The 13,389-nt window shown below is 71.2% G+C and carries 11 protein-coding genes; 5 read left to right on the top strand and 6 right to left on the bottom strand.

The genetic code is table 11. The features are described from left to right. Positions 1–11 precede the first annotated feature (11 nt). The 5 genes from HP550_RS03100 to HP550_RS03120 form a co-directional block, all read right to left on the bottom strand. A complete protein-coding gene (locus HP550_RS03100; RefSeq protein ID WP_175346131.1) occupies positions 12–980 on the bottom strand; it encodes a carbohydrate ABC transporter permease in 969 nt (322 codons plus the stop codon). Further along, on the bottom strand, positions 977–1,906 hold the full coding sequence (locus tag HP550_RS03105; protein WP_175346132.1) for a carbohydrate ABC transporter permease: 930 nt from the start codon (positions 1,904–1,906) through the stop codon (positions 977–979). The genes HP550_RS03100 and HP550_RS03105 overlap by 4 nt, the downstream gene beginning before the upstream one ends. An 85-nt stretch (positions 1,907–1,991) precedes the next feature. After that, positions 1,992–3,386 carry an ABC transporter substrate-binding protein gene (locus tag HP550_RS03110; protein ID WP_175346133.1) on the bottom strand — a complete coding sequence of 465 codons (1,395 nt, stop codon included), beginning with the start codon at positions 3,384–3,386 and terminating at the stop codon, positions 1,992–1,994. Positions 3,387–3,483: 97 nt separating this feature from the next. Beyond that, on the bottom strand, positions 3,484–5,115 hold the full coding sequence (locus tag HP550_RS03115; RefSeq protein WP_175346134.1) for an alpha-amylase family glycosyl hydrolase: 1,632 nt from the start codon (positions 5,113–5,115) through the stop codon (positions 3,484–3,486). A gap of 269 nt (positions 5,116–5,384) precedes the next feature. Beyond that, complete coding sequence (locus tag HP550_RS03120; protein ID WP_175346135.1) at positions 5,385–6,413, bottom strand: LacI family DNA-binding transcriptional regulator; 1,029 nt, start codon at positions 6,411–6,413, stop codon at positions 5,385–5,387. Positions 6,414–6,568: 155 nt separating this feature from the next. Between HP550_RS03120 and HP550_RS03125 the strand changes: the two genes are divergently transcribed. Beyond that, entirely contained in the window at positions 6,569–7,429 is an 861-nt protein-coding gene (locus HP550_RS03125; RefSeq protein WP_175346136.1) for a protein kinase domain-containing protein, read from the top strand. A gap of 23 nt (positions 7,430–7,452) precedes the next feature. On the opposite strand, the gene HP550_RS03130 is transcribed toward HP550_RS03125, so the two are convergent. Continuing rightward, positions 7,453–7,941 (bottom strand): MarR family winged helix-turn-helix transcriptional regulator, encoded by a 489-nt coding sequence (locus HP550_RS03130; protein WP_175346137.1) that lies wholly within the window; start codon positions 7,939–7,941, stop codon positions 7,453–7,455. 186 nt (positions 7,942–8,127) lie between these two features. Between HP550_RS03130 and HP550_RS03135 the strand changes: the two genes are divergently transcribed. From HP550_RS03135 to HP550_RS03150, 4 genes are all read left to right on the top strand, one after another. Next, positions 8,128–9,579: a glycoside hydrolase family 10 protein gene (locus HP550_RS03135; RefSeq protein WP_175346138.1), complete on the top strand. Its 1,452-nt coding sequence runs from the start codon at positions 8,128–8,130 to the stop codon at positions 9,577–9,579. A 62-nt stretch (positions 9,580–9,641) separates the two neighbouring features. Then, the gene (locus HP550_RS03140; RefSeq protein ID WP_175346139.1) at positions 9,642–10,217 is read left to right on the top strand and encodes an NYN domain-containing protein; all 576 of its coding nucleotides are present in this window, start codon (positions 9,642–9,644) and stop codon (positions 10,215–10,217) included. A gap of 243 nt (positions 10,218–10,460) precedes the next feature. Next, positions 10,461–11,075, top strand: a complete 615-nt coding sequence (locus HP550_RS03145) for a hypothetical protein (protein ID WP_175346140.1) — start codon at positions 10,461–10,463, stop codon at positions 11,073–11,075. Position 11,076: 1 nt separating this feature from the next. Beyond that, on the top strand, positions 11,077–13,371 hold the full coding sequence (locus HP550_RS03150; RefSeq protein ID WP_175346141.1) for a hypothetical protein: 2,295 nt from the start codon (positions 11,077–11,079) through the stop codon (positions 13,369–13,371). Positions 13,372–13,389 lie beyond the last annotated feature (18 nt).

A 13,389-nucleotide genomic window follows, 5' to 3' on the forward strand; every position in this document is an offset into this window, starting at 1 on the left:
GCACGTTCCGCTCAGCCCTTGACGGCACCACCGAGCCCGGCGCCGCGCAGGAACATGCGCTGGAAGATCAGGAACATCAGGATCGGGATGATCGTCGCGATCGCGTAGGCGGCCATGAGCGTGCCCTTGTCGGTCGTCGCCTCGAGGGACGGGAGCCGGACCGACAGCGGCTGGAGGTCCGGGTTGCGCAGGACCAGCAGCGGCCACAGGAAGTCCTTCCAGGACGCGATGACCGCGAACACGGACACCACGCCGAGGATCGGCTTGCTCATGGGCAACACGATCGACCAGAAGAGCCGGAACGGCCCGGCGCCGTCCACCTTGGCCGCCTCGAAGATCTCCCGCGGCAGGTTGTCGAAGAACCGCGTCACCAGCACCACGTTGAACGCGCTCGCGCCGGCCGGCAGCCAGACCGCCCAGAACGAGTTGACCAGCGAGTGATCGACCAGGGGCGGGTGCAGGATGATCAGGTAGAGCGGCACCAGGAGCACCACCGCCGGCACGAAGAGTGTCGCCAGCACCAGGGCCTGCGCGTACTTCGCCCATCGCGGTCGCAGCACCGAGAGCACGTACCCGCCGGTGGTCGCGACGAGCATCTGGGACACCCACGACCCGGCCGCGAGCACGATCGTGTTGACGAAGTACTTGCTGATGTTGATGTCGAACCACGCCTCGTGCAGGTTCGACCACTTGACGCCGTTCGGGAAGATCGCCAGCGGGGTGCGCAGGATGTCCTGGGTCGGCGTGATCGCGAACTTGCCGAGCAGCAGCAGCGGACCCACGCACCAGACCACCAGCAGGATCAGCAGGACCACGTGCAGCGTGTTCCAGGTACCGCGAACCCGGGGTCGACGCCAGTCGGCCACGGAGAGGGCGGTGCGGTCCGCGTCGGGGCCGGCGGCACGCCTCGACCGGGTCGGGGGGTTCTCGAGGGCGTCGGGGAGCACCGCCTCCGGGAGCTTCGGGGTGGTGGTGGTCACGAGGTGCTCCAGCTGCGGGTGAGTCGGAAGTAGACCAGGGACATCACGGCCAGGAACGCCGCGAGCATGAGGCTCAGGGCCGTCGCCATGCCGTAGTTGCCGCCGAGGCTGTTCTGGAACGCGTACCGGTAGACCAGCAGCAGGACCGAGATCGTGGCGTTGGCCGGACCGCCGCCGGTGAACAGGTAGGGCTCGAGGAACACCTGCGCGGTCCCGATGATCTGGAGGATGAAGGTGATGAGCAGGACGCCGCGCAGCTGCGGCATCGTGACGTGCCAGATCTTGCCCCAGACGGAGGCGCCGTCCACCTCGGCGGCGTCGTACAGCTCCGTCGGCACGCTGGTCAGCGCCGCGAGGTAGATGATCACCGTGCCTCCGGCGGCCGCCCAGGTGGCCTCGAGCACGAGCGACGGCATCGCCGACGTCGCGCTCTGCAACCAGGGTTGGGGCGGTATCCCGACGTACCCGATGATCGTGTTGAACACGCCCTCGGGGCGCGGGTCGTAGAAGAACTTCCACAGCAGGACGGCGACCACCGGCGGGACGACGACGGGCAGGTAGGCCAGGGCCGAGAACAGGCCCTTCGCGCGGCGCACCTCGCTCATGAGCACGGCGGCGATCAGCGGCACCGGGTACCCGAAGATCAGTGCCAGGAGCGCGAAGTACGCGGTGTTGCGGACCGCCATCGGCAGCACCGGGTCGGCGAAGACGCGCTGGAAGTTCTCCAGGCCCACCCACTCCGTCACGATCAGGTTCGTCTTCTGGAAGCTCATGACGACGGCCTTGACGATGGGCGCCCACGAGAAGACCCCGAAGATCACCAGCATCGGCAGCGCGAACACCAGGGTGGTCAGGCCGCCGCCGCGCACCCAGCTCACAGGGGTGCGTCGGTGTGCCGAGGTCGCGACGAGGGTGTCGGAGGTCATGCAGTCCTTCTCTCGGGGGTGCCGTACCGGTGCGACGAGGTGAGGTGCCCGGCCCGGGGGTCCCGGGCCGGGCACCGTCAGCGCGTCAGCCGGCCTGGTCGATCAGGGCCTGCGACTGCGTGTTCGCCTCGGCGAGCAGCGCGTCCAGGTCCACGCCCGGGTCGGTCATCACGGCCTGCACGATCGGGAACAGCAGGCCGTACGTCTCCTGCGTCGCGCGGGCAGCCTCGGGGATGACGGGCTGCTCGAACATCACGTCCGTGTAGCCGGCCATGTGGTCGAGCGGGACGTTGACGTAGTCCTGGATCCAGCCCAGCGAGGTCTCGTACTGCTCCTTGCTGAAGATCGGGAGCGTCGGGGTCCCCACGGCCTGCGGCGGGTCCTGCTCCGCGAGGATCTTGGCGTCGGCCACGGCCTGGTCCTGGTCCACCAGCTTGGACAGGTACCAGAAGTCGATCCACTTGACCGCGGCGTCCTTCTCCTCGGCGGTCGCCTGCGGAGCCACGGCGGCGTAGGTGCCTCCACCGAGGGTGCCGGAGTCGTCACCGTCGTTCGGCAGCGCGGTCAGCCCGTAGTCCAGGTTGTCCGCCGTGACGCCGTTGTTCTGCACCAGCGCGGTGTAGATGTCCGAGCCCGACGTGTACATGGCGAACTGCCCGGCGGCGAAGCCGGAGTTGACGTCACCCCAGCCCAGCTGCGTGTTCTCGAGCAGCGAGCCGTCCGCCTTGAGGTCACCGAGGAACTGCAGCGACTCCTTGACCGCCGGGTCGGTGAGCGTGGCCTCGTAGGTGTCGCCGTCGAGCACCTGCGTGCGACCGCCGCGCGAGTAGGCCGCAGCCGTCAGCTGCCACCCACCGGCGTTGTCGAGCGCCATCATGGCGTAGCCCGGCACGCCGGTCGCGTCCTTGATGGTCTTGGCGGCCGCGCGGACCTCGTCCCACGTGGTCGGCGGCTTGTCCGGGTCCAGGCCGGCGTCCGTGAAGAGCTTCCGGTTGTAGTGCAGCGCCACGGCGTAGATGGACTTGGCGGGGACGGCATAGACCAAGCCGTCGTCGCTGAGCCCGGCCGCGAGGACCTCCGGGTTGAAGTCGTCCGCGTAGGACAGCTGCTTGACCTGCTCGTCGATGTCGGCGATCTGGCCGTTCTGGATGAGCACCTTGGTGTCGGTGGCCGGCACCTCGAACACGTCCGGCAGGGTGCCGCCGGCGAGGTCGGCCGCGAAGGTCGACGCCAGCCAGTTGTACTCCTGGGTCTCGATGTCGATGTCTGGGTACTTGGCCTCGAACTGCTCGACCCGCTCGTCGAGCGCGTCGACAGCGGTCTGCTCGGCGCCGGGCTGGAGGCCGGCGACCGTGATGGTGATCTTGTCGCCGTCGGCCGTCGAGTCGCCGGACGGGTCGTCGTCGGTGCTGCACGCGGCCAGCAGGCCGAGCGAGAGCACACCGGCCATGGCGAGCGCGGTGCTGCGTGAGGACCTCATCGTCACTCCTTCGTGAGGGAACGCGCCGGACAGGGTGCCTGGACGCGATCTGGTGCTGCGGTCAGAGGTGGTGCGTGTGCGGGTGGTGCGGTCGGGGTCAGGCGGGGGTGCGCAGCCACGCGGCGGTGTCGCGCGGCAGCAGACCTGCCTCGAGCGGGGCGCTCGAGAGCAGGAGATCGGTGTGGGTGGGCAGGGCGGCGGGTTCGTCGCCGAGGTTGACGACGCACACGAGGTCGCCGCGGGCGAACGCGAGCACGTCGTCGGGGGTGTCGATCCACGTCATCGGTCCGTCACCCAGGGCGGGCTCGGCGCGGCGGATCGCCAGGAGGTCGCGGTACAGGTGGAGGGTCGACGTCGGGTCGGCCTCCTGCGCCGTGACGGTCAGGGCCGCCCAGCCCGCGGGCTGCGGGAGCCACGACCCGCCGGACCCGAAGCCGTACGGGGCGGACGTGCCCGCCCAGGGCAGCGGGACGCGGCAGCCGTCCCGGCCGGGGTCGACGCCCTCGGACCGGAAGTGCATCGGGTCCTGGAGGAGCCCCAGCGGGAGGTCCTCGACCTCGGGCAGGCCCAGTTCGTCACCCTGGTAGAGGTAGAGCGATCCCGGCAGCGCCGCGGTGAGCAGCGCGGCCGCCCGGGCCCGTCGCAGGCCGACAGCCAGGTCGGTCGGGGTGCCGAAGCGCTTGGCGGCGAACGCGAACGACGTGTCCTCGCGGCCGTACCGGGTGACCGGCCGCGTGACGTCGTGGTTGGAGAGCACCCAGGTGGCGGGCGCTCCGACGGGTCCGTGCGCGGCGAGCGTGATGTCGATCGACTCGCGGAGCTGCTTGGCGTCCCACGGCCGGGCCATGAAGTCGAAGTTGAACGCCGTGTGCATCTCGTCCGGGCGCAGGTACTGCGCGAATCGCGCCTTGTCCTGGAGCCAGACCTCGCCGACGAGGACCCGGGTGCCCGCGTACGAGTCGGCGACCGCGCGCCATCCGCGGTAGACGTCGTGCAGCTCGTCGCGGTCCACGTGCGGGTGCTCCCCCGGCCCAGGGTGGGCGGGGACCTCGGGCAGCTCCGGGTCCTTGACCAGCAGCGCGGCCGAGTCGATGCGGATGCCGGCCACGCCGCGGTCGAACCAGAACCGGAGCACGGCCTCGAACTCCGCGACGACGTCCGGGTGGGACCAGTTGACGTCGGGCTGCTGCGGCGCGAACAGGTGCAGGTACCACTCGCCGGGCGTCCCGTCGGGGTCGGTGGTCCGCGTCCACGTGTTTCCCTGGAAGTCCGACACCCAGCCGGTGGGGATCTGCTCGCCGTGCTCGCCCTTGCCGGGGTGGAACCAGAACCGCTCACGCTCCGGCGAGCCCGGTCCGGCGGCCAGCGCGGCCTGGAACCACACGTGCTGGTCCGAGACGTGGTTGGGGACGACGTCGATGATGGTGCGGATGCCCAGCCCGAGGGCCTCGCTGATGAGCAGCTCGGCCTCCTCGAGGGTGCCGAAGGCCGGGTCGATCGCGCGGTAGTCGGCGACGTCGTAGCCGCCGTCGGCGAGCGGGGAGACGTACCAGGGGGTCACCCAGATCGCGTCCACGCCGAGGTCCCGCAGGTACGGCAGCCGCGACCGCAGGCCCGCCAGGTCGCCGGTGCCGTCGCCGTTCCCGTCGGCGAAGCTGCGCGGGTAGACCTGGTAGATCACGGCGCCGCGCCACCACAGCGGGTCCGTCTCGGGCTGCGCCTGCGCCACTCGCGTCTCGTCTCTCGTGGGCCTCCGTCGACGTCGACGGGGCCGTTCGTCCGCTGCTCCTCGCGCGGCCGCACCGTCTGCCACGGACCCGGAGGACCCTGCAAGACGCCGCTGTCGCGTTCCAGACACTAAAGGAACCGACTAGAACCACGCAAGAAACTGACAGGACAGTTATCGAAGTGTGACCGGAACGCCGGGGGATCTCGATGAGACGACGCAGACCCCGCCCCGCTCGACGGCGGGACGGGGTCTGTGAGAACGGCGGAAGGTCAGTCCCGGACGGTCACCGGCTGCGTCGGCGCGGGGCCGGTGGAGCCGCGCACCACCAGCTCCGGCTCGAAGAGCAGCTCGTCCTGGGGCACCGCGCTGCCGTGGATCTGGCTGACCAGCAGGTCGATCGCCGCACGACCCATGGGCTCGATCGGCTGGCGCACCGTCGTCAGAGGGGGCTCGGTGCAGCTCATGAACGCCGAGTCGTCGTAGCCGACGACGGACACGTCGTCCGGGACGCGCAGGCCGGCCCGTCGAGCGGCACGGATGACCCCGAGCGCCAACGGGTCGCTGGCGCAGACGATGCCGGTCACGCCCTCGCGCAGCAGCCGGTTGCCCGCCGCCTGGCCGCTCTCGAGGGAGTACGCGCTGCGGACCACCTGGTTCTCGCCGAGCTCCAGGCCGAGCCGCTGCGTGATCGCCTGCGCCGCACGGAGCTTGCGCTCGGACGGCACGTGGTCCACCGGACCCAGCACGAGGCCGATCTTCGTGTGCCCGAGGGAGGCCAGGTGCCCGACCGCCTGCTCGATGGCGACCTCGTCGTCGCACGAGACGCGCGGGAACGGGAGCTCCTCGATCGAGGCGTTGATGAGGACGACCGGCAGGTTCCGCCCGGTGAGCCGCTCGTAGTGGCCGTGGGTGGCGTCGCGCTGCGCGTAGTGCCCCCCGGCGAACACGATCCCCGAGACCTGCTGCCCGAGCAGGAGCTCGACGTAGTCGGCCTCCGAGACTCCCCCGGCCGTCTGCGTGCACAGGACGGGGGTGAACCCCTGCTGCGCGAGGGCGCCGCCGACCACCTCGGCGAACGCGGGGAAGATCGGGTTCTGGAGCTCGGGGAGCACCAGGCCCACCAGGCGGGCGCGCTCACCGCGGAGCTTCGTCGGCCGCTCGTACCCGAGCACGTCGAGGGCCGTGAGCACGGCCTCGCGCGTGGACTCCGAGACGCCGGGCTTTCCGTTGAGCACGCGGCTGACCGTGGCCTCCGAGACGCCGACCTTGCGTGCTACCTCTGCGAGTCGCCGGGACATGGCTGTCACTGTACTGCGCGGGACTGCAAGTGGCTTGCATCCTCTTGCAAGCGCGCCGCACGCGTGCGTCACCCGTTCGCCGCGGCCCCGGCGTGCGGTCCGCGCCACGGGCTTCTACCGTCAGATCTGCCCACATCGCCGACGACAGGTATGCCGTGCCACCGACCGAGTTCCGCCCGTCGGCGACCGCACCGCTCGGACGCCGCTACCACCTCGAGCAGCAGCTCGGCCGGGGCGGTTCCGGCGAGGTGTTCCGGGCGACCGACGCACGGCTGCACCGGCCGGTGGCGCTCAAGCTGTTCTCCATCGGCGCGGCCTCGCCCGACGAGATCCGCCGGTACGCGCACGAGGCGCGCATCCTGTCCTCGCTCGCGCACCCCAGCCTTGTCGCCCTGCTCGACGTCGGCGCGGACGTGCTCCCGGACGCCGGTCCCGTCGCCTTCCTCGTCATGGAGCTGGTCGACGGCCGCACCCTGCGCGACACCATCGCGGACGGTCCGCTCGCCCCGTCCCTCACCGCCGACGTCGGACGGCAGCTGGCGCTCGCGCTCGGCCACGCGCACGGCGCCGGCGTGGCCCACCGCGACGTCAAGCCGTCCAACGTCCTCGTCGCCACGGACCGCGCAGAGAGCGGCGCCCGTGACGCGCCCTGGTTGCCGGTGGTCCTCGCCGACTTCGGCATCGCCGTGACTGCCGCGGGCGCGCCGCTCACGCCGCGCGGGACCTCCGGTACCGCCGGCTACCAGAGCCCGGAGCAGGCACTCGGCCACCCTGCAGGGCCCCCGAGCGACGTCTACTCCCTCGGCCTCGTCCTGCTGGAGTGCCTGACGGGCGTCCGGGCGTATCCCGGCGACCCCCTGACCAGCTCGCTCGCCCGCCTGCTGGACCCGGTCGACGTCCCGGAGCGCTTCGGCCGCGACTGGATGCGGCTGCTGCGGGCGATGACGGCGGAGGACCCCGCCGCGCGGCCCACCCCGGCGGTCGTGGCCGCCGAGCTGAGGGCCCTGCGGGTATGAACGCAGCGGGGAGGAACACAGCCCTAGGCGTCTGACCCCGACGGGTCGGGGATCTGCGCCTGCGCGGCGCGCAGCTTGTCGGTGAGGGCACGCAACGTCGCCAGCTCCTCGGTGTCCAGCGCCCCCCCGACCAGGCGTCGGATCGAGCGCACGTGCCGACGGCCGATCTCGCGCTGCACGCGCCGGCCCTCGGGGGTCAGGCAGACCGCCACGCCCCGCGCGTCGCCCTGCACTGGTCCGCGCTCGACCAGGCCGGCCTGCTCGAGGCGCTCCACCATCCGGGACAGGCTCGGTTGCGTCAGCAGGCTCCCCTCACCCAGCTCCTTGAGCCGCGCCGTGCCCCCCGGGCAGCCGGAGAGGGTGAACAGGACGTCGTACTCGCGGATGGTCAGGTCGCCCCAGACGTCGTCGCGCTGGAACCGCCGCATGAGCGCCACCTGGGCGCGGAACAGCGACTCCCACGCCTCCGCGGCCTCCCGTGCGCCCGGCAGCTCCCGGTCCGCGTCCGTCATCGACCCACGCCCTCCCTTTCATGCATACGCATCGATCTTGTCTCAACCGCCTCGGTTCGGGGGATGTTCCGAGCCGGTGATATCGAAAGTGTCGCGCGTCGGCGTCTGAAATGTTTCGGTACCTCGCGGCGGGGACCACCGACCACCACTGTGCGATCGGCACCTGGCTCAACGAGGAGGAACCCCATGCCTGTCGTCCATCCACCCCGCCGTTCCGCGCTCCGCACCGCGGCGGTCGCCCTCGCGGTGACCGCCGCCGTCGGGGCCGCACTGGCGATCCCCGCGCAGGCGGCGTCGACCCTGAAGGACCTGGCCACCGCGGCCGGCAAGGACATCGGCTTCGCACTGGACCCGAACCGGCTCTCCGAGTCGGCCTACAAGTCGATCGCCGACAGCGAGTTCAACCTCGTCGTCGCGGAGAACGCGATGAAGTGGGACGCCACCGAGCCGTCCCAGAACTCGTTCAGCTACGGCTCCGGCGACCAGGTGGCCAGCTACGCCGCCAGCACCGGCAAGGAGCTGTACGGCCACACCCTCGTGTGGCACTCGCAGCTGCCGGGCTGGGTGAGCAGCCTGTCCGGGACGGCACTCGAGTCGGCGATGAAGAACCACGTCACCAACGTGGCGACGCACTTCAAGGGAAAGGTGTCGTCCTGGGACGTGGTCAACGAGGCGTTCGGGGAGAACGGCGAGCGCCGCTCCGACTCCCCGTTCCAGCAGAAGCTCGGTGACGGGTACATCGAGACCGCGTTCCGGGCCGCTCGCGCCGCCGACCCGAACGCCAAGCTCTGCATCAACGACTACAACACGGACGCCGTCAACTCCAAGAGCACCGCGATCTACAACCTGGTCAGGGACTTCAAGGCGCGCGGCGTCCCCATCGACTGCGTCGGCTTCCAGTCCCACCTGATCATCGGGCAGGTCCCCTCGACCATGCAGCAGAACCTGCAGCGGTTCGCCGACCTGGGGGTCGACGTGCGGATCACCGAGCTCGACATCCGCATGCAGACGCCGTCGGACGCCACCAAGCTGGCCACCCAGGCCGCCGACTACAAGAAGGTCTTCCAGATCTGCCTCGCGGTCAGCCGCTGCCAGGGCGTGACCATCTGGGGCATCACCGACAAGTACTCGTGGGTTCCGGGCGTGTTCTCCGGGCAGGGCGCCGCGCTCGTCTGGGACGACGGCTACGCCAAGAAGCCCGCGTACGACGCGATCGCGTCGGCCTTCGGCGGTATCACCCCGACGACGCCGCCGGTCACGCCGACCACCCCGCCGGTGACCCCGACGACCCCGCCCGTCACGCCGACCACCCCGCCGGTCGGGGGCTGCCAGGTCACCTACGGCGTGAACCAGTGGAACACCGGCTTCACCGCGAACGTCGTCGTGAAGAACACGTCGTCGACCGCGATCAACGGCTGGACTCTCACGTTCAGCTTCCCCGCGGGCCAGGCCGTGACGCAGGCGTGGAGCTCGGTGACCACGCAGTCCGGCTCGGCCGTGACCGTGAAGAACGCGGCCTGGAACGGGTCCATCCCCGCGGGCGGCAGTCAGCAGTTCGGGTTCAACGGCTCGCACGGCGGCACCAACACCGCACCGAGCGCGTTCAGCCTCAACGGGACGGCGTGCACGATCGGATGACGCGTCCGGCCCGGGCCCGCTCGTCGGGTCCGGGCCGGTCCACCTGCGGATACGCTGACGCGATGACGACCGAGGCGGCCCCGCGCACCACCTACCTGCTGGTGGACGGCGAGAACATCGACGCGACGCTCGGCTCGTCGATCCTCGGCGGGCGGCCCACCCCCGAGCAGCGGCCCCGCTGGGAACGCGTGCTGACCTTCGCGCAGCAGACGTGGAACCAGCCGGTCAAGGCCCTGTTCTTCCTCAACGCCTCCAACGGCAACCTGCCCATGTCGTTCGTGCAGGCGCTGCTGGCCATCGGGTTCCAGCCCATCCCGCTGTCGGGCGAGTCGTACGAGAAGGTCGTCGACATCGGCATCAAGCGCACGCTCGAGGCCATCCACGGCCGCGGTGGCGACGTGCTCCTGGCCAGCCACGACGGCGACTTCGCGCCCGAGCTCGAGCAGCTCGTCGACGACGAGGACCGCCGCGTCGGCCTGCTCGCCTTCCGCGAGTTCACGAGCACCCAGCTGTCCGCCCTCGTCGGCCGCGGGCTGGAGACGTTCGACCTCGAGGGCGACGTCGCCGCGTTCAACGTCCAGCTCCCCCGCCTGCGGATCATCCCGCTCGACGAGTTCGACCCGCTGCGCTACCTCTGAGCCCTCCACAAGGGACCTAGGTCACGGGGCCATAACGGTTACCTGCTACTGGCGCAGATTTACCTAGTACCCCGTGGCTCACATGCTTTGTGCGCTGGTAGACAGTGCGCTGGTCCCGCCCGAGAACCCCGGTGACCTGCCCCGTCAACGGTGACGGTGCAGGTCAACGGACTCTTGGGCGGCCATCTACCGGCAGCACTGCTGGAGCGGATCCGCTCCGCCAGTCACCACGACGAGGTGGTCATGAAGCGTCACATCTTGGCGGGGCTCGTCCTCGCGCTCCTGACGACAGTTATCGTCCTGATCTCCGGTCCCGAGCTCCAGGGCGTCGCCCTGCTCGGCGCGGCACTCGGCGGTGCCCTCGGCCTCGTGCCCGACCGGACCCCCGCGCAGCGCGCGGCCGGGTTCGCCGTCGGCTTCGTCGCAGCCTGGCTCGGCTACGCCCTGCGCGCCGCGGCCCTGCCCGACGCCGCAGCCGGCCGTGCCGTCGCGGTCCTCGTCGTCCTGGCGCTCTGCCTGGCGGTCGCCGGGCTCAGCCGCGGGAAGCTCCCGCTGTGGTCCGCGCTGCTCGGAGCCGCCGCGATGGCGGGTGCGTACGAGGCGACCTACACGGCCGACCCGGCATCCTTCGTCACCTCGTCGGCCGCGACCGCGACGTCGATCCTGCTCGCCGCCGGTGCGGGCTACCTCGCGACGTCGCTGCTCGGCGCCGTCGTCGAGCAGGACCGCGAGGAGGAGCGCGCCGCCGAGGTACCGCTCTTCTCCCCCGTCGAGGAGGCGGTCGACGCCAACTCCGGCGTCGCCCCGCGCCGCGGCCTGCCCGCCACCCGTCCATTCGACCCCCAGCCGGAGGCCTGACGTGCGACGCACGACCACCACCGCGGCCGCAGCCGTCGTCCTGATCCCCCTGCTCGTCGCCACCGCCGGATCCCCCGCGTTCGCCGCGGACTCCGGCGACGTCGCCGTCACCAACACCGAGACCGTCCAGGCCCGGCTGTCCGCGACCGGCGCCTACCAGAGCGCGCGCGTGTACGAGCAGCTGGCCCTGAGCGGCACAGGCACCACGACGATCGAGAACCCGGTCTCCACCAAGGGCCTGCGCAACCTCGACGGGTTCGGCGGCCAGAAGGTGGTCGACGGCAAGCAGGTCACCACGCTGAGCGTCGACGGCGAGCGCCGCGAGCGGTCCGTGAGCACCTACGACAAGGACCTCCCCCTCACCGTCGAGGTCACCTACACGTTCGACGGGAAGGCCGTGCAGCCGGGCGCGGTGGTCGGCAAGACCGGCACGCTCGGCGTGCACTACAAGGTCACCAACGTCACCGGGTCGATGCAGGACGTCACCTACGACGACGGCACCGGCACGCAGGCGACGGCCTCGGCCCAGACGGTCATCCCGATGATCGGCCAGCTGGTCACGGTCCTGCCCGCCACGTTCACCGACGTGCAGTCCGACGAGGCCGGCATCGCCGGTGACGGACGCGGCGGCACCCGCATGCAGTTCCAGATGACCCTGTTCCCACCCATCGGCTCCGCCAGCGCCGAGTTCGGCTACACCGCGCAGGTCAGCCACGCGGTCGTCCCGAAGGCCACGCTCACGTCGATGGCGGTCTCCCCGCTCGACTACCCCTCGTTCAAGGGCGGCGCCGCCAGCTACCAGGCCGGTGCGCAGAAGGGCGTCGACCTCACAGGCGCAGGCCTGAAGCTCGACGACTCCGTCATCCAGCTGCACGACGGCGCGGCCCAGCTGCTCGCCGGTCTGCTCCAGCTCCGCGACGGCGCGTCGAAGCTCTCTGACGGGCTCAACGACTCGGCGGTCCCCGGAGCCAACCAGCTGGCCACCGGCCTGAACCGGGACGCCGCCCCTGGTGCCGCTCAGCTGGCCGCGGGCGCCAAGCAGCTCGACGACGGCCTCGCGCAGGCCCGAGCCAAGGCGCCGCAGCTGATCGACGGGCTGGTCCAGGTGGACGGCGGGCTCGCTCAGGTCGACGCCGGCCTGGCCAAGCTGTACGGCGACATCGGCGCGCTGCCGACGCAGGCACAACAGCTGCACGACGGCATCGCTCGGCTGCGGAACGCTATCGGCACGACCACCACACCGGACACGCTCCTTGCGGGCGTCGACCAGCTCCGCCTGGGCATTACGGGCGCCTCCGGCCAGGCGGCGACGCTCTCCGCGGGATCGGTGACGCTCGGCAACAAGATCCAGGCTGCTGTGGATGCCCTGGCGGCGATGAAGCCAGCGATGAACCCCGCCTACGCCGCCGACTATCAGAGCGCCATCGACGGCCTCGCCGGCGCAGTCCCCCTGCTGACCGCCACCGGCAACCCGGCGACGATCGCGGGTGGGGCGACCGCCCTCTCCACGGGGCTCGCCGGTGCTGCCGGCAATCTCGGGAGGGTGGAGTGCGGACTCAGCTCCCGCTCCCTGAGCGCGTGCCCCGCCTCGCAGCCCGGTCTGCTCGAGGGGCTCATGGCTAAGAAGGCGACCGACAATTTCGACGGCGTCGACGCCGGTGTCACGGCCCTGGTGGACGGCGTCGTTGCCAAGGTGCAAGGCGGCGTCGGAACCGCGACCGACACGAAGGCGAACGGCACTCTCCGCGGGGGCGTCCACTCGCTCCAGGCCGGGACTGACCAGCTCAGTGCCGGCGGCGACACCCTCGCGTCCGGCCTGGCCCAGCTCGGCGCCGGTGCGAGCCGGCTGAACACCGGCGCAAGCGACCTCTCCGCAGGCATCGCCAAGGCGGCCGCCGGATCGCGGGCGCTCTCAGACGGCCTCGCGGACGCAGCCGACGGCTCGACCCAGCTGTCCGAGGGCGCCGCCAAGGCGGCCGACGGTGCGCCGAAGCTGGTCGACGGCACGCAGCGGTTGTCCGACGAGGGCACCTCGCAGGTGGTCGTCAGCGGCAAGGGGACCGCGGAGGACTTCGGCGTGAAGTACGCGGTGCTCAGCGCCCAGGCCGACCGGGCCGCGGCGGAGGGCATGGCCTACGGCGCACCGGACGGTGCGGCGGGGTTCACGGCGTACTCGATCGACATCGCCGGGGTGGACGGGACCGGGGTCAGCTCGCTCGGTCGCCTCATCGCGGCGATCGCGCTGTTCGCCGCAGGGATCGGTCTGGCGACGTTCGCGCGGCGCCGGTTCGTCTGACCGCTCCCCCGACAGACG

Source organism: Cellulomonas humilata, from assembly GCF_013359775.1.
GTDB lineage: Bacteria > Actinomycetota > Actinomycetes > Actinomycetales > Cellulomonadaceae > Cellulomonas > Cellulomonas humilata.

What these genes read in the sequence shown, in the direction of transcription:
- HP550_RS03105 (WP_175346132.1), bottom strand. Translation starts at nt 1,906, where the DNA reads ATGACCTCCGACACCCTCGTCGCGACCTCGGCACACCGACGCACCCCT.
- HP550_RS03110 (WP_175346133.1), bottom strand. Translation starts at nt 3,386, where the DNA reads ATGAGGTCCTCACGCAGCACCGCGCTCGCCATGGCCGGTGTGCTCTCG.
- HP550_RS03120 (WP_175346135.1), bottom strand. Translation starts at nt 6,413, where the DNA reads ATGTCCCGGCGACTCGCAGAGGTAGCACGCAAGGTCGGCGTCTCGGAG.
- HP550_RS03130 (WP_175346137.1), bottom strand. Translation starts at nt 7,941, where the DNA reads ATGACGGACGCGGACCGGGAGCTGCCGGGCGCACGGGAGGCCGCGGAG.
- HP550_RS03135 (WP_175346138.1), top strand. Translation starts at nt 8,128, where the DNA reads ATGCCTGTCGTCCATCCACCCCGCCGTTCCGCGCTCCGCACCGCGGCG.
- HP550_RS03140 (WP_175346139.1), top strand. Translation starts at nt 9,642, where the DNA reads ATGACGACCGAGGCGGCCCCGCGCACCACCTACCTGCTGGTGGACGGC.
- HP550_RS03145 (WP_175346140.1), top strand. Translation starts at nt 10,461, where the DNA reads ATGAAGCGTCACATCTTGGCGGGGCTCGTCCTCGCGCTCCTGACGACA.